13 protein-coding genes are annotated in these 21,555 nt (G+C 69.1%); 7 read left to right on the forward strand and 6 right to left on the reverse strand.

Annotation, left to right across the window (positions count from 1 at the left end; genetic code table 11):
- The first annotated feature begins 33 nt into the window (after nt 1-33).
- Genes recC through recD form a run of 3 tightly spaced genes read left to right on the forward strand, consistent with a single transcriptional unit; the run spans nt 34 to nt 8,935 of the window.
- Nucleotides 34-3,381: an exodeoxyribonuclease V subunit gamma gene (gene recC / locus VPH47_RS21155; protein WP_368851752.1), complete on the forward strand. Its 3,348-nt coding sequence runs from the start codon at nt 34-36 to the stop codon at nt 3,379-3,381.
- Nucleotides 3,378-7,058 carry an exodeoxyribonuclease V subunit beta gene (gene recB / locus VPH47_RS21160; RefSeq protein WP_368851753.1) on the forward strand — a complete coding sequence of 1,227 codons (3,681 nt, stop codon included), beginning with the start codon at nt 3,378-3,380 and terminating at the stop codon, nt 7,056-7,058. Before recC ends, recB begins: the two co-directional genes overlap by 4 nt.
- Nucleotides 7,055-8,935: an exodeoxyribonuclease V subunit alpha gene (gene recD / locus VPH47_RS21165; protein WP_368851754.1), complete on the forward strand. Its 1,881-nt coding sequence runs from the start codon at nt 7,055-7,057 to the stop codon at nt 8,933-8,935. Before recB ends, recD begins: the two co-directional genes overlap by 4 nt.
- A 163-nt stretch (nt 8,936-9,098) precedes the next feature.
- On the opposite strand, the gene VPH47_RS21170 is transcribed toward recD, so the two are convergent.
- The 6 genes from VPH47_RS21170 to VPH47_RS21195 all read right to left on the reverse strand — a co-directional run bounded on the left by VPH47_RS21170 (nt 9,099) and on the right by VPH47_RS21195 (nt 14,775).
- The gene (locus tag VPH47_RS21170) at nt 9,099-9,494 is read right to left on the reverse strand and encodes a hypothetical protein (RefSeq protein WP_049446855.1); all 396 of its coding nucleotides are present in this window, start codon (nt 9,492-9,494) and stop codon (nt 9,099-9,101) included.
- 93 nt (nt 9,495-9,587) lie between these two features.
- Nucleotides 9,588-11,627, reverse strand: coding sequence for an FUSC family protein (locus tag VPH47_RS21175; protein ID WP_110714209.1), 2,040 nt, complete (start codon nt 11,625-11,627; stop codon nt 9,588-9,590).
- Between the two features lie 3 nt (nt 11,628-11,630).
- Nucleotides 11,631-13,091, reverse strand: coding sequence for an efflux transporter outer membrane subunit (locus tag VPH47_RS21180; RefSeq protein ID WP_350259708.1), 1,461 nt, complete (start codon nt 13,089-13,091; stop codon nt 11,631-11,633).
- The gene (locus VPH47_RS21185) at nt 13,088-14,005 is read right to left on the reverse strand and encodes an HlyD family secretion protein (protein WP_324187357.1); all 918 of its coding nucleotides are present in this window, start codon (nt 14,003-14,005) and stop codon (nt 13,088-13,090) included. The genes VPH47_RS21180 and VPH47_RS21185 overlap by 4 nt, the downstream gene beginning before the upstream one ends.
- On the reverse strand, nt 14,002-14,211 hold the full coding sequence (locus VPH47_RS21190; RefSeq protein ID WP_010487502.1) for a DUF1656 domain-containing protein: 210 nt from the start codon (nt 14,209-14,211) through the stop codon (nt 14,002-14,004). The genes VPH47_RS21185 and VPH47_RS21190 overlap by 4 nt, the downstream gene beginning before the upstream one ends.
- 108 nt (nt 14,212-14,319) lie before the next feature.
- Entirely contained in the window at nt 14,320-14,775 is a 456-nt protein-coding gene (locus VPH47_RS21195) for a MarR family winged helix-turn-helix transcriptional regulator (RefSeq protein ID WP_012481667.1), read from the reverse strand.
- A gap of 484 nt (nt 14,776-15,259) precedes the next feature.
- Between VPH47_RS21195 and folE the strand changes: the two genes are divergently transcribed.
- The 4 genes from folE (at nt 15,260) to VPH47_RS21215 (ending at nt 21,538) form a co-directional block, all read left to right on the forward strand.
- The gene (gene folE / locus VPH47_RS21200; protein WP_004141296.1) at nt 15,260-15,871 is read left to right on the forward strand and encodes a GTP cyclohydrolase I FolE; all 612 of its coding nucleotides are present in this window, start codon (nt 15,260-15,262) and stop codon (nt 15,869-15,871) included.
- A 112-nt stretch (nt 15,872-15,983) separates the two neighbouring features.
- Nucleotides 15,984-17,453 (forward strand): DUF3375 domain-containing protein, encoded by a 1,470-nt coding sequence (locus VPH47_RS21205; RefSeq protein ID WP_368851755.1) that lies wholly within the window; start codon nt 15,984-15,986, stop codon nt 17,451-17,453.
- The gene (locus VPH47_RS21210) at nt 17,440-18,141 is read left to right on the forward strand and encodes a DUF4194 domain-containing protein (protein WP_005421303.1); all 702 of its coding nucleotides are present in this window, start codon (nt 17,440-17,442) and stop codon (nt 18,139-18,141) included. Before VPH47_RS21205 ends, VPH47_RS21210 begins: the two co-directional genes overlap by 14 nt.
- Before the next feature lie 16 nt (nt 18,142-18,157).
- Nucleotides 18,158-21,538 (forward strand): ATP-binding protein, encoded by a 3,381-nt coding sequence (locus VPH47_RS21215; RefSeq protein WP_049446864.1) that lies wholly within the window; start codon nt 18,158-18,160, stop codon nt 21,536-21,538.
- Nucleotides 21,539-21,555 lie beyond the last annotated feature (17 nt).

Here is a 21,555-nt window from a genome sequence, read left to right on the forward strand (position 1 = left end):
ATTGAATACTGCCTGCCGTCCTGCACACTGTGCATGATGAGTGACCCAGGCAGCGATTTCCGCCTCTACCATTCCAATTCCCTGGACGTGCTGGCCGCGCTGCTGGCACGCAACGTGCGCGCGCCCGTTCCTGGCCAGCCGCTGCTGGCACCGGAAGTGGTGCTGATCCCGCAGGTGGCGATGCGCCGCTGGCTGCAAGCGACACTGGCTGCGGAATTCGGCGTCGCCGCCAACCTCGAATTCCTGACCCCGGGCGAGTTCGTGGCCCGCGCACTGAAGGCCAACGTCAGCGGCGAGCAGGATGACCTGGACGCGGCCGGCCTGCGCTGGAAGCTGTACCAGGCCCTGCGCGACCCGGCGTTACTGGCGCAGCCACCGATGCGTGCGCTGCAGTCCTATCTTGCCGGCGATGACGCATTGAAGCCGTGGGCGCTGGCCGGCGAGCTGGCCTCGGTGTTCGAGAAGTACCAGGCCTGGCGCCGCGACTGGCTGCTGCGCTGGGCGGCCGGTGCCGATCCGGCCGATCCGCAGGCGATCCTGTGGCGCACCATCACCCACGGCCACGACTATCGCGCGCGCCGCATCCAGGAATACCTGGACCGTTTCGAAGGGGCCGGCCAGCCGTTGCCACAGGGCTTGCCGCCGCGCATGTCTGCGTTCGCGACGCTCAACATCTCGCCCGACGTGCTGCGGGTGATGGCCACCCAGGCGCGGGTGGGCGAGCTGCATTTCTATATGCCCACCCCGGTGCAGTCGTACTGGGGTGACCTGCAGACACTGGCCGAGCGCCTGCGCAGCGGCGCGCCCGATCCCTTCGGCGAAGCAGCCGGCGAAAACCGCCTGCTGGAAGCCTGGGGCGCAGCCGGCCGCGACTTCATGGCGGTGCTGGGCAGCTACGAGGTGGTGCACCCTGCTGGCGAGATCGCCGCCTATTCCGATCCGGAGGAGGACACCCGCCCGAGCCTGGATGAAGGCGGCCTGTCCGACAGCCTGCTGCATCGCCTGCAGCGTGACCTGTTCCACCGCCGCGCACTGCCCTCCGGCGAGCTGCGTGACGGGCTGCGCAGCGACGACCCCAGCCTGCAGGTACACGCCTGCCATACCCGCCTGCGCGAACTGCAGGTGCTGCACGACCAGCTGCGCAGCCTGCTGCAGGACCCGCGCTTCGACCCGCCGCTGCAGGCGCGCGAGATCGCGGTGCTGGCGCCGGACATCGATCCCTACGTGCCGTACCTGGAAGCGGTGTTCGGCGGCCGTGGTGGCGAGGAGGAGCACATCCCCTATGCGCTGGCCGACAGCAGCCCGCTGGCCGGTGAACCGCTGGCCGATGTGTTCGTGCACCTGCTGGGCCTGCCGGTCTCGCGCTTCGGCTTGAACGAAGTGCTGGACCTGCTGGCCAGTGCACCGCTGGCCGAAGCGGCCGGTCTGGAAGCGGTGGACTTCGACCGCCTGCATGGCTGGTTGCAGCAGGCGGGCGCACGCTGGGGCCTGGATGCGAAGCACCGCAACCAGCACCAGGCACCGGCCGACGACGCCTACACCTGGCAGTTCGCGCTGGACCGCCTGGTGCTCGGTCACGCGACCGGCAGCGAGGCCGATCTGGCCGGTGTCGCACCGTGGATCGAGCTGGAGGGCGGCGCATTGGAAGCGCTGGACCGGCTGCTGCGCCTGTTGCGCGTATTGGCGGTCTACCAGCGCCGCCTCGGTGAGCTGCTGACCCCGGCGCAGTGGCGGCAACGCCTGCTGTCGCTGCTGGACGCGCTGCTGCCGACTGCGCCCAGCTCGCCCAACAGCCAGCGCGCGCTGGAGCGCCTGCGCAAGCTGCTCAACCAGTTCGCCGATGATGCCGCCAAGGCCGGTTTCGCGGACGGGGTGCCGCCGGAGGTGGTGCGCGCGCACTTCGCCGGCGCGCTGGGCGAGGCGGATACGCGCGCACCGCTGCTGACCGGTGGCATCAGCTTCGGCCGCATGGTGCCGATGCGCCTGCTGCCGTTCCGGGTGATCTGCGTGCTCGGTCTCAATGATGGCGATTTCCCGCGCCGTGACCCGGCGGCCGGTCTCAACCAGCTCACCGCCGAGCTGGACACGCCGCGCCGCCGTCCGGGCGACCGCTCCACCCGCGAAGACGATCGTTTCCTGTTCCTGCAGCTGTTCGCCGCCGCGCAGGAGGTGTTCTACCTCAGCTACCTCGGTGCCGATCCGCGCGATGGCAGCGTGCGCGAGCCGTCGGTGCTGGTCAGTGAACTGATCGATGCCGCCGCCACGTATCACCTCGATCCGCCTGCGGCGGTCCGCGACTTCACCGTGCGCCACGCACTGCAGCCGTTCTCGCCAGCCGCGTTCGGTGACGGTGATCCACGCCGCTTCAGCTATCGCCGCCAATGGCATCCGGCCGCCGGTCGCCTCACCGGCCAGCGTGGGGGCCTGCAGCCGTGGTTCGATGCCCCCTTGCCGCCGCCGCTCGACGATGCGGTGGAAGACGACGTCGCACTCGATACCCTGCGCCGCTTCCTGTGCGACCCGGCCGGGCAGTTCCTCGCACAGTCGCTGGGCCTGCGCCTGGCCGACGATGTCGAGGACGTCGATGACCTGGAACCGCTGGTGCTGTCCTCGCGCGGGCCGGAGAAGCGCAGCGTACAGGCGGCGGTGGTGCGCGCCACGCTCAGCGGCGATACCGAGCCGTTGTACCCGCGGCTGCGCGCGCGTGGCCTGCTGCCGTCGGGCCCATTGGGCGAGCGCCAGTTCGAGGTGGAGCAGTTGAAGACCCGTCCGTATGCCAGTGCGTTGCTGGGCTGGATGCAGGGCGAACCGCTGGAAAGCCGTCGCTACGAAGTGGACATCGACGGCGTGCGCCTGCATGGCCGCGTGGCCGATCGGCATCCCGAGGGCCTGGTGCGCCTGCGCGCCGGTACCCTCAATGGCAATGCGGTGATCCGCCAGGGCCTGGATTGGCTGCTGGCCAACGCCGCCGGCGATGCGCTGCCGCTGGTGCAGTTCCACGATGGCGGTGACGCCGGTCCCGGCCCGCATGTGCTGCCGGCACTGAGCGCTCCCGCTGCACGCGCCGCACTGCGTGCACTGCTGCAGCTGCGCCAGCGTGGCCTGCGCGAGCCGCTGCGCTTTGCCCCGTACACCGGCTGGGTGCTGTACAACGCGCCGGCAGAAAAACAACGCAGCGAAGGCTGGAAGCAGTGGCATGGCAGCGACCGCAGCTGGGGCGAATCCAGCAGCGACGCCTGGCAGCTGCTGTTGCGCGGTGCCGACCCGTTTGCCACCGACGCCAGCTATGCCGACCTGCTGCGCAACAGCCAGCTGGTCTTCAGTGCGGTGCGTGAAGGCCGCGCCCTTGGCGCCGACACCAGCCAGGAGGGCAGCGCATGACCCCCGCCATCGCAGATGAGGAAACCCAGCGCATGGCGGGCGATCCCTACCTGGCCCTGCCGCTGGATGGCATCCGCCTGATCGAGGCCAGCGCCGGTACCGGCAAGACCTTCACCCTGGCGACGCTGTTCACCCGCCTGGTGGTGGAGCAGGGCCTGCGCATCGGCCAGATCCTGGCGGTGACCTTCACCGACGCTGCCACCCAGGAACTGCGCAAGCGCATCCGTGAGCGCCTGGCGTTGGCCGCGCGCCTGGTCGATCTGGAACCGGCCGAGGGTGAAGCACCCGACGCGAGATTGACCCGCGACGTGCTGCAGCGTCATCTGCAGGGCGGCTCCGAGAGCGCCGCTGCACTGAAGCGCCGCCTGCAGGTGGCTGCCGACGAAATCGACCTGGCGTCCATCTTCACCATCCACGGCTTCTGCACCCGCGTGCTGCGCGAGCATGCGCTGGAAAGCGGCCACACCTTTGATCCGCCGGAACTGCTGGCCAGCGATCGTGAACTACTGGAGGAGCTGGCCGCTGATCTGTGGCGGGTGCATGCCAATGACCCGGCCACATTGGAGCCGCTGACCTGGTTGTGGTCCAACCCGGACGCGCTGGCCGCCGATCTGCGCGCGCTGCTGGGCACGCCGCCACTGCACCCGTTGCCACAGCCGGTGACGTTGGCTGATCCACACGCGGCGCTGCAGAGCGCGGCCGAGGCACTGTCCGCAAGCGTGCGCGAACATGGCGAGCAGTTCTTCATCGACCTCTGCGATGCCGTCGACAACAAGTGGATCAATGGCGTGTCCTACAAGCTGGGCTGGCTGCACCCTCTGGGCCGCCAGCTGCTGGACTGGGCCGAGCGCGCCGACCCGCGCGAGCTGCTGGCCGGCGAGCGCCTGCCGGCGCTGCTGCCGGAGGTGCTGGCCGACAAGACCAACAAGAAGTTCCCCGACCGCACGCCGTCGTCGCCATTGCAGGCGCCGTTGGCGCGCTATGTCGCGCTGCTGGCCGAACGCGATGCCTGGTTGCGTGGTACCGCGCTGAATTTCCTGCACACGCTTCGCGCCGAAGCCACGCAGCGCCTGCAGGCGCTGAAGCGCGCGCGCCGGGTACAGACCTACGACGATCTGATCGATGGCGTAGCGCTCGCCCTGGAAGGCCCGCAGCGGCTGATGCTGGTCAAGCAACTGCGTGCGCAGTACCGCATCGCGCTGGTCGATGAGTTCCAGGACACCGACGATCGCCAGTGGGGCATCTTCCACACCGTGTTCGGCGATTCGCCGGAGGTGCGCGAACTCGGCCTGGCGCCGGCGCTGTTCCTGATCGGCGACCCCAAGCAGGCGATCTACGGTTTCCGCGGCGGTGATATCCACACCTACCTGAAGGCCAAGCAGGTGGCGCAACAGGCGCCGGTGCTGGACCAGAACTTCCGCTCGCGACCGGCTGTATTGCGCGCGCTGCAGGCGCTGTACGACAACGGTGGCGAAGACGCCTTCCTCGAGCGCGACATCCAGTTCGAGCCGGTGCGTCCCGGTGGCGTGCGCATCGACGAGGACTACCAGCGTGATGGCCATACCGCCACGGCACTTACCCTGCGCGTGCTGCGCAGTGGCGGTGACAAGGCGATGAGCGCCGACGCCTCGCGTGAGGCCGCGACCCAGGCCTGCGTGGCTGCGATTCACCAGATCCTGGTCGAGGCGCGTGCGGGCAATGCCGTGTTGCGTGGGCGCCCGGTGCAGCCCGGTGACATCGCGGTGCTGGTGCGCTCGCATCGCGAGGCGACGCTGGTGCAGCGCGCGCTGGCCGCGGTCGGCATTCCCGCCGTGGCGGCCGGCAAGCAGAGCCTGTTCGCCACCAGCGAAGCGCGTGATCTGCGCGCGCTGCTGCTGGCGCTGCTGCAACCGGCCGACGAAGGCCGCCTGCGTGCGGTGCTGGCCACCGTGCTGCTTGGCCAGCGGGCAAGTGCGATCGCCGCGATGGAGCGCGAGGGCGACCTGCAACGCGAGTTCCAGGCGCAGCTGCTGCACTGGCGCGAGCGCTGGCAGCGCGGTGGACCGTTCGCGGTGATCGCCGATGTCTGTGCCGCGCAGGGCGAACGCCTGCTGGCGCTGATCGATGGCGAGCGCCGCCTGACCAATTACCTGCAGCTGGGTGAACTCCTGCAGGAAGCCTCGGCGCAGGCGCTGGGCATGCATGGCCTGCTGGACTGGCTGCAGGGGCAGATGGCCAGCGCCGACCAGGATGACGAGCAGCAGCTGCTGCGCCTGGAATCGGATGCGCGCCGCGTGCAGATCATCACCCTGCACAAGAGCAAGGGCCTGGAGTACCCGCTGGTGTTCCTGCCCTTCGTCGGCATCGACGGCGGCGCACCGAACACCGCTTCGCACTGCACCGTGCACGTCGGCGGCCAGCGCCAGCTGCACTGGAAGCTGGACAAGGATGAGGCCTGGGAAGCGGCCAGCAGCCAACGTGAGCGCGAGCAGCGCGCCGAGGATGCGCGCCTGCTGTATGTCGGCCTGACTCGTGCCGAACACGCGTTGTGGATCGCCGTGGGTGATCTGGCCGGGCTCGGCAGGACACGGCTGGCGCCGTTGCTGGGCGACCTGCAGGCGCTGCGCGCGCATGCCGACGTGCACCTCGATGACAGCGAGACAGCGGCCGCGCTGCCGCAGCTGGCGGCCGAAGTGGAAGGTGACCTTCCGGCGGTGCGTGCCCTGACCCGGCGCGTCCCGCACGACTGGTGGGTATACAGCTTCACCCAGCTGGCGCATGCCGATGCGGGCGCTGACAGTGATATCGAAGCCGCCGCTACCGAGCTGCCGGCACCCGCCGCCGACGAACCCGCGGGCCCGGAACTGCCGCTGGAACCGGCACTGCCGGAACCCGCCGCGGCGGCCGAAGACAGCACACCGGTCGACCCGCGCTTCATGGGTAGTCGCTTCGGCAACGTGCTGCACGAAGCGATGGAGAACGTCGACTTCGCCGCATGGGGTGACTGGCAGCCAGGCCTGCAAGCCCCTGAGGGCCAGGCCGAGGTGCTGCGCAAGGCACTGCACGACGAAGGCTATGCCGACGTCGATCTGGACGATGGCGTGGCCGTACTGGTGCCGCTGGTCGGCCACACGCTTACCGTGCCGCTACCCGAAGGCGGCGCGCTGCACAGCCTGGGTGAAGGCGAGCGTCGCGCGGAAATCGACTTCCATTTCGCCATCGAGCCGACCACGGTGCCGGCGCTGCTGCAGGTGCTGCATGCGCACGGTGTTTCCAGCACGCGACGCGGCTTCGGCCAGCGCCGCCGGTTGGAAGGGCTGATGACCGGCATGATCGACCTGACCTACGTGCGCGACGGGCGCTGGTACGTGCTCGACTACAAGTCCAACCGCCTGCCCGGTTACAGCCCGGACCTGCTGGCCATTGCCATGCGCCACAGCGAGTACGACCTGCAGGCACTGATCTACACCGTGGCCCTGCATCGCTGGCTGCGTTTCCGCCTGGGTGCGGCCTACGACTACGAGCGCGACATGGGCGGCATCCGCTACCTGTTCTGCCGCGGCCTGGATGCCGCCGGCAACGGTGTGCATGTGGACCGCTTCCCGTTGGCGCTGGTGGATGCCCTGGATGCGTTGTTCGCCGGTGGCGAACAGGCCCAGGCCGAACTGGCCGCGCGTGCCCGTGGAGCCAGTGCATGAGCCTGCTGAAGGAACTGCACCAGAAGGGCCTGCTGCGCACCCTCGACCATGCACTGGCGACCAGCCTGCAGCGGCTGCGCGACGACACGCCCGAGAGCGTGGCGCTGGCGGCCGCGCTTGCGTCGCTGGCGGTATCGCAAGGCCATGCTGCGTTCGATCCGGCGCAACCGCAGCGGTTGCTGGAAGGCGTATCCGAGTGGCCTGCCGCACAGGACTGGCTGGCACAGTTGCGCGCATCGCCGTGGGTCGCGACACCCGAGCAGGCCGATGCCATCGCCGAGGATGCGCCGCTGGTGCTGGAAAACGGCCTGCTCTACCTGCGCCGCTACCGCGAGTACGAGCGTCAGCTGGCGGCCGGCCTGCAGCGTATCGGCCGGCATCCGCTGCCGGCGCCGGATATGGCGGCACTGGCACCGTTGTTCGCGCGGCTGTTCCCGCAGGCATCGGGCAGCGAGGATCACCAGGCACGCGCTGCCGGCGTGACCCTGCGCCATCCGCTGGCACTGGTCACCGGCGGCCCCGGCACCGGCAAGACCACCACCATCGCGCGCCTGTTGCTGCTGCTGGCCGCGCAGGCCGGGCACGCCGGCCAGCCGCTGCCTGAGGTGGCATTGGCCGCGCCCACCGGGCGCGCCGCCGAGCGCATGGCCGAGAGCCTGCGTGTGGCTGTGCAGCGCCTGCAGGAACAAGGACTGGACCCGGCGCTCTGCGCGGCGCTGCCCAGTACCGGCACCACCCTGCATCGCCTGCTCGGGGTGATTCCCGATTCACCGCGCTTCCGTCACCACGCCGACAATCCGCTGCCGGTGGACGTGGTCGTAGTCGACGAAGCCTCGATGATCGATCTGCCGATGATGGCCAAGCTGGTCGACGCAATCGCCAGCGGCACCCGGTTGATCCTGCTCGGCGATCCCGATCAGTTGCCCTCGGTCGAGGCCGGTGATGTGCTCAGCGCGATCCTGCGTGCCAGCGGCGACGGCATCGGCACCCGTGCCGACGACGCGCAGGCGCTGCACGGCCTGCTGGCGCCGGCCACCTTGCAGCCACAGGCCGCACCACGCGCCTTCGCCGGCCGTCGCGTACAGCTGCAGCGCGGCTACCGGCAGAGCAATGCGCTGGACCTGGCACCGCTGGCCCATGCCGTGCGCGAGGGCGACAGCAGCACCGCGCTGCAGCTGCTGCGCAGTGGTGAACTGGCCGGCGTGCACTTCCACGAAGGCGAAGCCGACCCGTTGCGTGGCCAGCGCGAGCACCTGCTGGGCCACTGGCGCGCGCTGGCCGACGCCGCCGATCCGGTACTCGCCCTGCAGCAGGCCGGACGCCTGCGCGTGCTGACCGCACTGCGCGAAGGCCCGCAAGGCGCACGCGGGCTCAACAGCCGCATTGAACAGCTGCTGGCCGGCAATGCGCCGGGCTATTTCCAGGGCCGGCTGCTGCTGGTCACCGAGAACAGCTACCGGCATCGTCTGTTCAACGGCGATATCGGCATCTGCCTGCGCGATGGTAGCGGCGCGATGGTGGCCTGGTTCCCTGGCGACAGCGTCGACCAGCCGCGCGCCTTCCATCCGGCGGCACTGCCCGCGCACGAAAGCGCCTTCGCGATGACCGTGCACAAGGCACAGGGCTCGGAGTTCGATGAAGTGTGGTTGCAGCTGCCACGCCAGGACAGCCGCGTGCTGTCGCGCGAACTGGTCTATACCGGCCTGACCCGCGCCCGCCAGGTGCTGCATGTGGCGGGCAGTGCGGACGTGCTGCAAGCGGCGTTGAAGCGCCATGCCAGCCGCTTGGGTGGTCTGGCCTGGCGGCTGGGTGCGGAGGCAGTGGCCGAAGCACCGGCGCGCATTGAACAGCCCACGGTGCAGGGCACGTTGTTCTGAATCGGGCGCGATGCGCCCCCTGTAGAGTCGAGCCATGCTCGACTGCGCTGCAATAATGTGGAGCCGAGCCATGCTCGGCTGATGGGCCATGGAGTCGAGCATGGCTCGACTCTACAAAAGCGCGTTCTGATCGCTTCGGGGTTCATCCACACATTGCGTGGATCTACGCGATCAGTACCAACCCATCCGGGAACACGATCGCCGCTTCATCAGCACTCACGTCGAAGAAGCCCACGCCGTGCTTCTCGGCCAGGTCCTGCACCCGCCCGTGCGCGCGCTCGGCCACCGAATAGGCGAATGCACCGTAGATCACCTGACTACCGATGCTGTACTCGGTCACCTCGGCACGATCATCGTCGTCATTGCTCAACGGCCCGTTCATCGGCGGGAACTCCTGCGCCATCTCCGCGAACCACGCCTGCAGCGCCGGGCTGCTGACCGCCGGGTCGTCGTATTCGTGGCGCTCGTTCCACTGCGTCTGCTTCTCGAACCAGGCGATGAAGGCCGCCGCCTCGCGTGGGGCGGCGCTGGCCTCGAACACCATCATGTCGTAACTCATTGGAGCTTCCTGTGCTGAGCGGGGGTCAGAGCCTTCGCCGGGGGCGAAGGATCCGACCCCTGCGCGGAGTCTGTGGACGCACAGGGTAGCGCGCTACGGCTGCGTCGCTGTGCGCATCGCCAGCCCCGGCGCCAATGCCTTCGCCTCCGGGAACAGCGCGAAGCGCAGGCCGATCAGGCCCATCAGGGCTTCATCGCGGGCCTTGCAGGCGGCCACGCTGCCGACCCGGCCCAGCGAGGTATCCAGCCGCTCGCGCAGCGCTTCGGCCGCCACAATCGGTTTGCGCGCAGCGATCTGCCGGCGGTAGTGCACGGCGATCTCTTCCAGGATGTGCTCGACTGCTTCGCGGCTGCGTTCGGGCAGTTCCAGCCGTGCGCGACGCAGCTGCAGGATGTTCAGGCCGATGCGCGCCTCGTTGAGCATGTCCACCGAGGCGATGTCGCTGCCCTCGGGCGTCGCTGCCAGGCGCGGTGCGAGCAGGCCCAGCAGGTCGAGCATGCGTGCGGCGAAGCGCTGCCGGTCCTGTTGGCCACGGCCTTCGGCGGCCTCGGCCAGCGTGGTCCAGCCCTGCCGCACCAGGCGGCGCGCGGTCCACTCGGCACCCACCGAACGGAACAGACGGGTCATCACCACCGCAAAGCCGATGCCGATGAACATCGCGATCGACGAATTGAGGAAGGTCTGGATGTTGGCGCTGTAGGTGTTCTGCAAGCTCAGCAGCGCTGCCAGGTTCACCGTCAGCGGCAGCGCGAACAGCGCGCTCTTCGGATGGTGCAGCATCAAGCCCAGCGGCAGGAACACCACTGCCAGCACCAGCGCCAGCAGGCCGAAGTCGTGCACCGCCGGGAACACACCGAACAGATACACACCGGCCACCACCGAGGCGACCATCGCCCACACCAGGAACGACACCATGCTCGGTGCCGGGTCGTCCTGCGCGGCGAAGAACGCGGCGGTCACCGCGGCCATCATCGCGCCGTTGCCACCACCTTCCCAACCCAGCGCGATCCACAGCACGCAGTAGCTCATCAGCGCCACGCCGGCACTGAGCGCGGAGAACAGCGCCATGCCGTAGTCGACGTGCTTGTCGGCGGCCACGCGTTCGGTGCGGATGCGGTAGTGCGCGCGGTCCAGCGGCGCGGTGCCGTGGTCGATCGCGTGCTGCAGCGTGCGGCAGTCCTGCCACAGGTCCACCAGTTCCTCCAGGCGCAGCAGCAGGCTGGCCAGCTGCAGGTGCTGCAGGTCGCGGTCCACCTGCGGCTTCAGTGCGCTGATGCGCGCGCGCAGGCGGGCGTACTCGCTGGCGTTGGTCGGCCCGTCCAGCCAGTCGTGGATGTCATCGACCAGTGCCGGCAGCCCTTCCGGCAGGGCCTGGCCATCGCTGCGCAACGCGCTCAGGCGGTCGGCAATCGACGACAGCACCGGCAACAGCAGCAGCATGCGCTCGCGCAGGCGCTCCATCGACACCGCCGAACCGGCATGGCGTGGATCATCGCGGCGCAGGAACTCGATCAGCGCCTCGAACTGCACCAGGTCGGCGGCCAGCCGGTTGCGCGGCGCATGCGCGCGGCCACGTTCAAGGATCTGCCGGCACCACTGCGCGGCGTCCTCCATCCAGTTGCCGATGCGCGCGCGCAGCATCGGGCGTACCGAGGCCGGGAACAGCAGCGACGCGAACAGCACCGCCACCACCGTGCCGAGGATGATCTCCTCGCTGCGTGCCACCACCGTGTCGAAGATGGTTTCCGGCGAGGTCACCGCCGGGAAGCCGATGAAGGCGGTGGTGTAGCCGGCCAGCAGGAACGCGTAGCCGCGCGGGCCGCGGTTGAGCAGGGCCATGAACAGGCAGCCGGCCAGCCAGATCGACATCGCCGCGCTCAGCACCAGCGGCGTCTCCACCAGCGCCGGCAGCACCAGCAAGGTGGCCAGGCCGGCCACCAGGGTGCCGACGATGCGGTACACGCCCTTGGCCCGGGTCGGGCCCAGCAGCGGCTGGCTGACGATGTACACCGTGCCCATCGCCCAGTAGGGGCGCGACAGGTTGCCGGCCATGGCGATGTACAGCGCGGCCACCGCGGCCAGGTAGGTCTTGATCGAGAACAGCCAGGCCTGGCGGTCGGTCAGCGCGTTCATGGCTTACTTCGCTGCGGTCGAGGCGTTGGGCGCGGCGGCGCTGGCCTGCCAGCCACCACCCAGCACCAGGAACAGGTGGATCTGGTCGCGCGAGACCTGCGCTTCGGCGGCCGCCAGGGTGGCGTCGCTGGTGGCCAGGCTGCGGTCGGCATCCAGGCTGGACAGGTACGGCGTGCGGCCGCCCTGGTACAGCCGGCGGTTCTGCTCGGCGGCCAGTGCGGCCTGCTCCTGCGCGATGCGCAGCGACTGTAGCCGGCGCAGGTCCTGCGCGTAGCGGTCCAGCGCGGTCTGGGTCTCGCGCAGCGCCTGCAGCACGGTGTGGTCGAACTCGGCCAGGGCTGCATCGGCACCGGCTTCGGCGGCGTGGATGCGCGCGTGGGTGCCGGACGACGGCAACGTCCACGAGATCAGCGGGCCGATCGACCACTGCTGGGTCATCGGCGTGCCGAAGTCCTCCAGCAGGCCGGCGGCACCGAGCGAGGCACCCAGGCGGATGTCGGGGTACAGCTCGGCGGTGGCGACACCAATCCGCGCGGTGGCCGAGGCCAGCTTGCGTTCGGCCTGGCGCACGTCCGGGCGACGCTGCAGCAGCGCACGGCCATCACCGACCGGCAGCGGCTGCGCCAGGGCGGGGGCGTGCGCGCAGTCGATCACACCGGCCGGCAGCTGGCCCGGGGTCTGCCCGAGCAGGGCGGCCAGCGAATAGGCGGCCGCCGAACGCTGCGCCTGCAGCGGCGGCAATGCAGCTTCCAGCAGCGCCACCTGGGCATTGGCGCGGGCCAGTTCCGGCGGCGTGCCGCGGCCGGCCGCGATCAGGCGCTCGGTGACCGTGCGGCTGCGCTGCTGCAGCTGCAGCGAATGCTCGGCCACGTGCAGTTCGTGGTTGGCATGGCAGATTTCCAGGTAGCTGTCGGCCACCTGGGCGACCACGCTGACCTGGGCCAGGTCGCGCGCTGCGGCGACCGACTGCTCGTCGGCACGCGCCGCTTCGGCGCCGCGCTTGAGCTTGCCGAACAGGTCGAACTGGTAGCTGACCGCGAACTTGCCATCGGCCAGGTTGATCACCGGCAGCTCGTGTTCCTGCAGGAACGATTCGGCCGACAGCTGCGCGCGGCTGACCCCGGCCTCGGCCTCGTACTCGAAGCCGCCAGCGTCCAGTGCCTGCTCGTACACCGCCGCCGCACGACGCAGGTGCGCATCGGCGGCCTTCAGTTCCACGTTGTCACGCAGCGCCTGGGTGATCAGGCCATCCAGCACCGGGTCGTTGTACAGCGACCACCAGCGGTCGGGCAGCGCCTGGTTGGCGGCCACCTGCGGGTTCTGCGTATCGATGAAGGCCGCATTGGCCTGCGGGCGCTTGAACGCCGAGCCTTCCGGCAATGCATAGTCCGGGCCGACGGTCCTGCACGCGGCCAGGCTGGCCAGCGCGACGATCAGGCCGAGACGGGGAAGGGCGGCGTTCACAGGCCCGCCTGTGTCGGCGCGGCGCCGGCCTTGTCGTTGTGCGGGTGGCGGCCGGTGTCCACGGTGACCGTGGCGGTGCGGCCGGCGATCAGTTCCACGCCCTTGGGTACTTCGTCGATGGCGATGCGCACCGGGATGCGCTGCGCCAGCCGCACCCAGTCGAAGGCCGGGGTCACGTTCGGCAGCAGGGTGCTGCCATTGCTGCGGTAGCGGTCCTCGATGCCGGCGGCGATGCTCTCGACATGGCCGCGCAGCGGGGTCGATTCACCCATCAGGCGGATGTCCACACGCTGCCCCGGCGCCACGCCACGCAGTCGGGTTTCCTCGAAGTAGCCATCGATGCGGAACGAGCCGGTATCCAGCAGCGCCAGCACCGGCTTGCCGGCCACCACGTAGTCGCCCACGCGCATGGTGCGGTCGTTGACGCGGCCATCGGCCGGTGCGCGCACCTCGGTGCGGCCCAGGTTGAGCTCGGCCAGGTCGACCGCGGCCTGCGCGGTGGCCAGCGCGGCCTGTGCAGCCTGCAGCTTGGCGCGGCGCACTTCGGCGTCCTCGGCGGCGACCAGGTCCTGCAGGCTGCGGTCACGGCCGATCTCGCGGCGCAGCTGTGCCACCGAGGCCTGGCGCTCGCCCAGGCTGGCCTTGGCCTGCTCCAGCGCGATGCGGTAACGGGCACGGTCGACCACGAACAGCAGGTCACCCTTCTTCACCGCCTGGTTGTCGGCCACCTGCACCGTTTCCACCAGTCCGGATACGTCCGGCGCCACCTGCACCACGTCGGCGCCGACATGGGCATCGCGGGTCCACGGCTCATCCATGTAATAGACCCACAGCTGGCGCAGCACCAGCAGGGCGACGATCACGGCTGCGCTGGTGAGCAGCACCGGCAGGGTCTTCTTCACGATCTTGTTCACGATTGCATCCAACGCAGGAGGTGGAACAGCAGGCCAAGCACGATCCCGTACAGGGCCAGGTTGAACAGCGCCGGGTGCCATACATGGCGATAGGCGCCGGCACGCTGCAGCAGCGCGTGCAGGCCGCTGTTGACCAGATAGGCCAACAACATCAACCCGAGCAGGGTCGGGACGAACACTCCGTGGAGACTGAATTCACCGGGCATCGGTAGGGGCGGGGGCGAGGTGGGGGAGGGGAGGAACAACGAAACAACAGCAACGGGCAAAAGCCGCTGGCGTGTGCACGGCAGCGGCGGTATTCGGGGGCAGCGGTCTTACGTGATGCGGTCGGCGGCCTCGGCCAGCAGGCGCCATGCCTTCAGCACGGCGTGCAGTTCATCCATGGAAAGCTCGCCGAACACGTCCTGGCGCAGGCCGATCAACTGGTCTTCCAGCTCGCTGACCAGCGCGTGTCCCGCGTCGGTCAGCCACAGCAGGTTGGCGCGGCGGTCGCTGGCGTCGCTCTCGCGGCGGACCAGGTCGCTGGCGCACAGCTTGTCCAGCAGGCGGACCAGGGAAGGCCCTTCCATGCCCAGCTGCTGGGCCAGCGCCACCTGGCGGATGCCACCGCCGGAGCGGCCGATCATCAGCAGGGGCATGGTGCAGGCGGTGGAGATGCCGTAGCTGCCGAGCCGGCTGTCGGCCAGGCGCTGCCACTGCCGCCCTGCGTACAGCAGGCCGGAGCTGAGCTGCATCTGCAGCACGGTGCGCTCGTCGAGGGGTCGGTCCATAAGATATAGATAGGATACTACTAATTTCATTCCTATCAATGGGTTTTTATGAATGGGCGGGGTGTAGTGAGGAAAGCGTTGCGCCTGCTGGCTATCGGCTGGGGTGGCGGAGGGTTGGCTCTTAGAAGCAAGAGCAGAAGCAGTGCGGACCAACGGTCCGCACCCACCACAGCAGTCGCGCAGTCGCGCGGGGTGCTTCCGAAGCCATGAACCCCCGCTTTTGACCCCGCTTTCGGGGGGTCCGGCCGCGCCCGAAGGAAACCGTCAGGGAGGGGGAGAGGGGGCTGCGCAGGACCGTTGGCGCCATGGATGGCGCCATCGAGCCCCCATGGACGGGTTTACGGCGTGTCCTGCGCAGCCCCCTCTCCCACTCCAGACCGACAGCAACGACGCGCCAACACGACCCCCGATGAACCGTCCCAACAGGACGACCCACCCCCCGGTCGGGTACGATGCTCGCCCCCCGTTCGGGACGCTGTACGCAATGAGCAAGAACAACGAAAAGGCCGCCCCGCAGGGCGACGTGACCCAGGACCAGGCCGAGGATGCCGTGCGCACCCTGCTGCGCTGGGCCGGTGAGGACCCGTCCCGTGAAGGCCTGCTGGATACCCCCCGCCGTGTCGCCGAAGCCTATGGCGACTGGTTCAGCGGTTACCGCGACGACCCCCGCGCCTACATGGAGCGGACCTTCGAGGAAGTGGCCGGCTACGACGAACTGATCGTCCTGCGCGACATCGAGTACGAAAGCCACTGCGAGCACCACATGGCGCCGATCATCGGCCGCGTGCACGTCGGCTACCTGCCGGCCGGCAAGGTGGTGGGCATCAGCAAGCTGGCCCGCGTCGTCGAAGCCTATGCCCGCCGTTTCCAGGTGCAGGAGAAGATGACCGCGCAGATCGCCCAGTGCATCCAGGATGTGCTGCAGCCGATCGGTGTCGGCGTGGTCGTCGAAGGCGCCCACGAGTGCATGACCACCCGCGGCATCCACAAGCGCGGCGTCAGCATGGTCACCTCGAAGATGCTGGGCAGCTTCCGCGACGACGCGCGGACCCGCGCCGAGTTCCTGCGCTTCATCGAAGTGGGCGGCAAGCGCTGAGCCGCTTGCCCGCACCCCGCCGGCCGCTGCGGGCCGGCATGCCCACGGCTGCCCGCGCGGCAGCCGTGCGTGGCGGCTCGTCCCTGTCAGCCCAACAGACCTCTTTCGCTGCATGAAGCATCGCGAACGCATCTCCCGTTACCGCCATCTGCGCGAACAGCCCCAGTGGAAGCTGCTCGCCGCCGACCACGCTCCGGAAATCATCGGCCTGCTGCAGGGGCTGCTGATGGACGGCGAGCGTACGCTGTCGTCGTCGGTGCTCAACGAGCGCCTGCAACGTGGGCTGGACCAGCTCAACGGCGACGAACTGTCGCGCGACCTGCCGCGTACCGCGCAGGCCTACATCGCGCACTGGCTGGCCCAGGGCTGGCTCGAACGCCGCCTGCCCGAAGGTGCCGACCAGGAGCAGTACGAGCTGTCGACCGCAGCGCTGCAGGCGATCCGCTTCGCCGATGGCCTGGAGCAGGCCCGCGTGGCTGCCACCGAAAGCCGCCTGGCGCTGGTCATCGAACAGCTCTCGCAGCTGGCCGCGCAGACCGAATCCGATCCGGACGCGCGCCTGTCGGCGTTGCGCGACGAGCGCGACCGCATCGACGCCGAGATCGCCCGCGTTGGTGCCGGCCGCGTGATCGCGCTGGACGGCAAGCGCGCGCTGGAACGTGCGCGCCAGATCATCGGCCTGGCCGACGAGCTGACCGAGGACTTCCGCCGCGTGCGCGACGACTTCGAGCAGCTCAACCGCGATTTCCGCGAGCGCATCATCGACGACGAGGGTGAGCGCGGCGACGTGCTGTCGCAGTTGTTCGAAGGCGTGGACGTGATCGGCGAGAGCGATGCCGGCCGCAGCTTCCAGGCGTTCTGGCGCCTGCTCAACGACGCCGAACAGAGCGCCCAGCTCGATGCTGCGCTGGAAGCGGTGCTGGCGCGTGGCTTTGCGCGCCGCCTGGACCGCAACGAACGCAACTTCCTGCGCGGCTTCACCAGCACCATGCTCGAGCGCGGTGGCCAGGTACACGATGTGCTGCAGAACTTCGCGCGCAGCCTGCGCGGCTTCGTGCAGAGCCGCGGCTACCTGGAACAGCGCCGCCTCAACCAGCTGCTGAAGCAGGCGCAGTCCGAAGCGCTGGCACTGCGCGACGAGTTCCCCGCACAGCGCGGCATCGGCCGTGACCTGCAGCTGACCACCAGCCGCCTGCGTTCGTGGTCGCAGTGGAAGCTGCATGATCCACGCAGTGCCCAGGTCGATGGCAACGTCGAGTACAACGACGCGGCTGCGATCAGCCTGGAAAGTGTCGGCGACCTGGTCGCTTCGTCCGAAATCGACTTCCGCACCCTGCGCCGCGACCTGCACGACCTGCTCGATGCACAGCCGCGGCTCAGCATCGCCCAGGCCCTGTCGCAGCGCGAGGCGCCGCAGGGTCTTGGCAGCGTCATCGGCTATCTGTCGCTGGGCACGCGCTTCGGCAACGTGGTCGCCGGCGAGCAGGAGCTTGCCGAATGGCGTGGTGGCGACGGCCAGGTCCGTCGCGCCCGCATCCCGCTGGTTTGGTTCACCCAGGAGAGACGCCATGAGCTGGCATGAAGATCCCATCGACGCACCGCAGGCCGACGTGGCGGAAGACGCCTACGAAGCCGAACCGGTGGCGGCCGTGGCGCAGCCCCGCCGTGGCAACGACGTGTACTACCTCGGCGATACCGGGCGCCTGCCGCTGGATGCGCGCCGCGCGCTGTGCCAGCTGCTGATCGGCCCCAGCATCGACCAGCTGCGCCACGCCAAGCTGTGGCCGGCGCTGATCCGCAGCGAGGCGGCCATCCGCTCGTCGCTGGCGGACCTGTTCCTGGAACTGGTGCTCGACCGCGACAGCGGCGTGGCGTTCACCCGCCAGGCCGATACCGAAGACGTTGATGCGCCGGTGCTGCTGCGCACCTCGCCGCTGACCTTCATCGACTCGGTGCTGCTGCTGTACCTGCGCCAGCAGCTGGCCGAGGCCGATGCGCGCGGCAACCGCGCGGTGGTCGCCGACGCCGAGATGGCCGAAGCGCTGGCCATTTACGAGAAGAACCTGTCCACCGACCGCGCCGGCTTCAACCGCCGCGTCGCCTCGGCGGTGCAGAAGATGAAGGACAATCACATCCTGACCCGCCTCAGCGGCCAGGAAGACCGCCACGAAGTCTCGCCGGCGCTGAAGCTGCTGTTCTCCGCCGAAGACGTGTCCCAGCTTTCGGCGGTCTACCGCCAGCTGCGCGAAACCCCGGCCGCCGAGGCCTGAGAGACCCGACCATCGCATGGCTATCTCCAAGCACACTCCCGCCCTGTTCAACGAAGGCCTGCCGGACCCGCGCCTGCAGCAGTTCCGCATGCGCCGCCTGCAGGTGCACAACTGGGGCACCTTCAACGGCCTGACCGAAGTGCCGATCGCCGAGCGCGGCTTCCTGTTCGTCGGCCGTTCCGGCTCGGGCAAGTCGACCCTGCTCGATGCCATGTCCGCGCTGCTGACGCCGCCGGCCATCGTCGACTTCAACGCCGCCGCGCGTGAAGCCGAGCGCAGTGGCCGCGACCGCAACCTGGTGTCCTATGTGCGTGGCGCCTGGGCCGACCAGCAGGACAGCGGCACCGGCGAAATCGCCACCCAGTACCTGCGCAAGGGCGCGACCTGGACCGCACTGGTGCTGGAGTACCGCGCCGGCGATGGCCGCGTGGTCAGCCTGGTGCGCCTGCTGTGGATCTCCGGCAATGGCACCTCGGCCGGCGACGTGCGCAAGCACTACATGATCGCCGAGCGCCCGTTCGACATCGCCAAGGATCTCGGCGGCTTCGACCTGGACCTGCGCAAGCTCAAGCAGAAGCTGTCCGACCTGCACCACTTCGACACCTTCTCCGGCTACGCCGAGCGCTTCCGCGACCTGCTCGGTATCGACAACGAAATGGCGCTGCGCCTGCTGCACAAGACGCAGTCGGCGAAGAACCTGGGCGACCTCAACGTCTTCCTGCGCGACTTCATGCTCGACACGCCGAAGACCTTCGACGCCGCCGAGCGCCTGGTCAGCGACTTCGCCGAGCTCGATGGCGCGCACCAGGCCGTGGTCACCGCGCGCCGCCAGGTGGAAACCCTGCTGCCGGCACGCGCCTACTACAACGACCTGAAGGAAATGCACCGCCAGCGCGGCGACGACGAAGCACTGAAGCTCGGCGTCGACAGCTTCCGCGAAAGCCGCCGCCAGGCGCTGATCGAAGCGCGCCTGCGCGAGATGGACGTGCGTGACCGTGGCCTGCTCGGCGAAGAGGCCCAGCGCCGCGCCGCGCTCGACAACCACACCGAGCGCCTGGCCGAACTGGAACTGCAGCGCCGCCAGCAGGGCGGTGAACGCATCGAGGAACTGGAACGCGAGCAGGGCCGCGCCGAAGCCGAGCGCGACCGCCGCAAGGCCAAGCGTGACCAGGCCCAGGAAGCGGCGCAGCAGCTGCAGGCCGAACTGCCCGACGATGCCCATGGCTTCGCCGAGCTGGTCGAGCGCGCGCAGAACGAACTGCAGGACCGCCAGCGTGCCTCGGCGGCACTGGACGATGCGATCAGCGATCGCCTCGGCGGCAAGCGCGACGACGAGCGCCGCTTCGGTGAAGTGCGCAGCGAACTCGAAGCGATGCAGCGCACCCCCTCCAACATCCCGGCGCCGATGCAGAAGCTGCGTGCGCGCCTGGCCGAGGAAACCGGCATCGCCGAAGCGGCGCTGCCGTTCGTCGGCGAGCTGATCCAGGTCCGCTCGGAAGAGCAGGGCTGGCAGGGCGCCATCGAGCGCGTGCTGGGCGGCTTCGCGCTGTCGCTGCTGGTCGATGACAAGCACTACAACGACGTCGCCGAGTGGGTGAACCGTACCCACCTGGGCATGCGCTTCACCTACTACCGCGTGCGCCGCAACGATGATGCGTTCGCGCGCGAGCCGTCGGCGAAGTCGCTGCTGCACAAGCTGGAACTGCGCGAGCACGTGTTCGAAAGCTGGCTGCGCCGCGAGCTCGGCAAGCGCTTCGACTACGAGTGCGTGGATGCCAAGCAGCTGCGCAACGTCGACCGCGGCATCACCCGAGAAGGCCAGGTCAAGCATCCGGGCGACCGCTTCGAGAAGGACGACCGCAGTGCGGTGGGCGACCGTCGTCGCTGGATCCTGGGCTTCAACAACCACGACAAGGTGGGCGCCTTCGAGCGCGAAGCACAGGAACTGGCCAAGCGCATCGCCAGCTGCGAGACCGACATCGCACGCCTGCGCGGCCAGCGCGACCGCGACAATGAGCGCCGCCTGGCCTGCCACGAGCTGGTCAGCATCAGCTGGAACGAGATCGACATCGCCGCCCCGCAGCAGCGCCTGAGCGATATCGAAGCGACCCTGCGCGACCTGCGCGAAGGCAACGCCGACCTCGCCAAGCTGGCCAAGCAGATCGACGCCGTGCGCGCCGACATCGAACAATCCCGCCGCACCTATGAAGACGTCCGTGTCGAGCGTGGCCAGCTGGTCAAGGAACGTGATCGCCTCGACCGCGCCCGCCAGCAGAGCCGTGCGCTGGTGCTGCCTAGCCTGGCCCAGGAGCAGGAAGCCGGGCTGGCCGAGCGCCTGCAGGAGCAGGGCCCGCTCAGCCTGGAAACGCTGGAAGCGCACATGCGCCAGGTCAGCAACGCGCTGAACGAGCAGCTGTCGTCCTCGCAGCAGGACCTCAACCGCATCGAGAACCAGCTGATCGGCTGCTTCCGTCGCTTCATTCAGCAATGGCCGGAGGAATCGGGCGACTTCACAGTCTCGGTGGCCTCGGCCGAGGACTTCCTCGCCCGCCTCGAGCGCCTGGAGCGCGATGGCCTGCCGCAGCACGAAGAGCGCTTCTTCGACCTGCTGCAGAACCAGAGCAAGAACAACCTGCTGGCCCTGCAGCGCCACAGCGCCGAGGCCCGCAAGTCGATCGGCCAGCGCCTGGACGAAGTGAACGCCAGCCTGGAACAGGTGCCGTTCAACCGTGGCACGCTGCTGACCATCGAACTGAGCGACCGCCGCCTGCCGGAAGTCGGCGAGTTCCACCTGCAGCTGCGCGAGGTGCTGTCGCAGCAGCAGACCGAGCAGCGCGAGCTGGCCGAATCGCAGTTCACCGTGCTGCGCCAGCTGGTCAACCGCCTTGGTTCGCAGGAAGGTGAGGACAAGCGCTGGCGCGAGCTGGTGCTGGACGTGCGCATGCACGTGGAGTTCATCGGCGTCGAGCTGGATGCGGAAACGCGCCAGCAGGTCGAGATCTACCGCAGCGGTGCCGGCAAGTCCGGCGGCCAGCGCCAGAAGCTGGCCACTACCTGCCTGGCTGCGGCACTGCGCTACCAGCTCGGCGGTGCCGACAGCCAGCTGCCCAGCTACGCCGCCGTCGTGCTCGACGAAGCCTTCGACAAGGCCGACAACGAGTTCACCGCACTGGCGATGAACATCTTCGACAACTTCGGCTTCCAGATGGTGGTCGCCACCCCGCTGAAGTCGGTGATGACGCTGGAGCCGTTCATCGGTGGCGCCTGCTTCGTCGAAATCAGCGGCCGCCACGACTCCGGCGTGCTGCTGATCGAGTACGACGAAGAAGGCAAGCGCCTGAAGCTGCCCGAGCGCAGCCGCCAGCAGGCCAACGAACCGGAAGAAGCCGAGGCCTGACCGCCTCGGTCCAGCGA

It is taken from the genome of Stenotrophomonas sp. WED208 (assembly GCF_040984485.1).
Classification (GTDB): Bacteria; Pseudomonadota; Gammaproteobacteria; order Xanthomonadales; family Xanthomonadaceae; genus Stenotrophomonas; species Stenotrophomonas riyadhensis.

Bases quoted from the DNA above. Each gene is read 5' to 3' on its own strand.
- VPH47_RS21170 (WP_049446855.1), bottom strand. From the start codon at position 9,494: ATGAGTTACGACATGATGGTGTTCGAGGCCAGCGCCGCCCCACGCGAG.
- VPH47_RS21210 (WP_005421303.1), top strand. From the start codon at position 17,440: ATGAGCTGGCATGAAGATCCCATCGACGCACCGCAGGCCGACGTGGCG.
- recC (WP_368851752.1), top strand. From the start codon at position 34: ATGATGAGTGACCCAGGCAGCGATTTCCGCCTCTACCATTCCAATTCC.
- recB (WP_368851753.1), top strand. From the start codon at position 3,378: ATGACCCCCGCCATCGCAGATGAGGAAACCCAGCGCATGGCGGGCGAT.
- VPH47_RS21195 (WP_012481667.1), bottom strand. From the start codon at position 14,775: ATGGACCGACCCCTCGACGAGCGCACCGTGCTGCAGATGCAGCTCAGC.
- folE (WP_004141296.1), top strand. From the start codon at position 15,260: ATGAGCAAGAACAACGAAAAGGCCGCCCCGCAGGGCGACGTGACCCAG.
- VPH47_RS21190 (WP_010487502.1), bottom strand. From the start codon at position 14,211: ATGCCCGGTGAATTCAGTCTCCACGGAGTGTTCGTCCCGACCCTGCTC.
- VPH47_RS21205 (WP_368851755.1), top strand. From the start codon at position 15,984: ATGAAGCATCGCGAACGCATCTCCCGTTACCGCCATCTGCGCGAACAG.
- recD (WP_368851754.1), top strand. From the start codon at position 7,055: ATGAGCCTGCTGAAGGAACTGCACCAGAAGGGCCTGCTGCGCACCCTC.
- VPH47_RS21175 (WP_110714209.1), bottom strand. From the start codon at position 11,627: ATGAACGCGCTGACCGACCGCCAGGCCTGGCTGTTCTCGATCAAGACC.
- VPH47_RS21215 (WP_049446864.1), top strand. From the start codon at position 18,158: ATGGCTATCTCCAAGCACACTCCCGCCCTGTTCAACGAAGGCCTGCCG.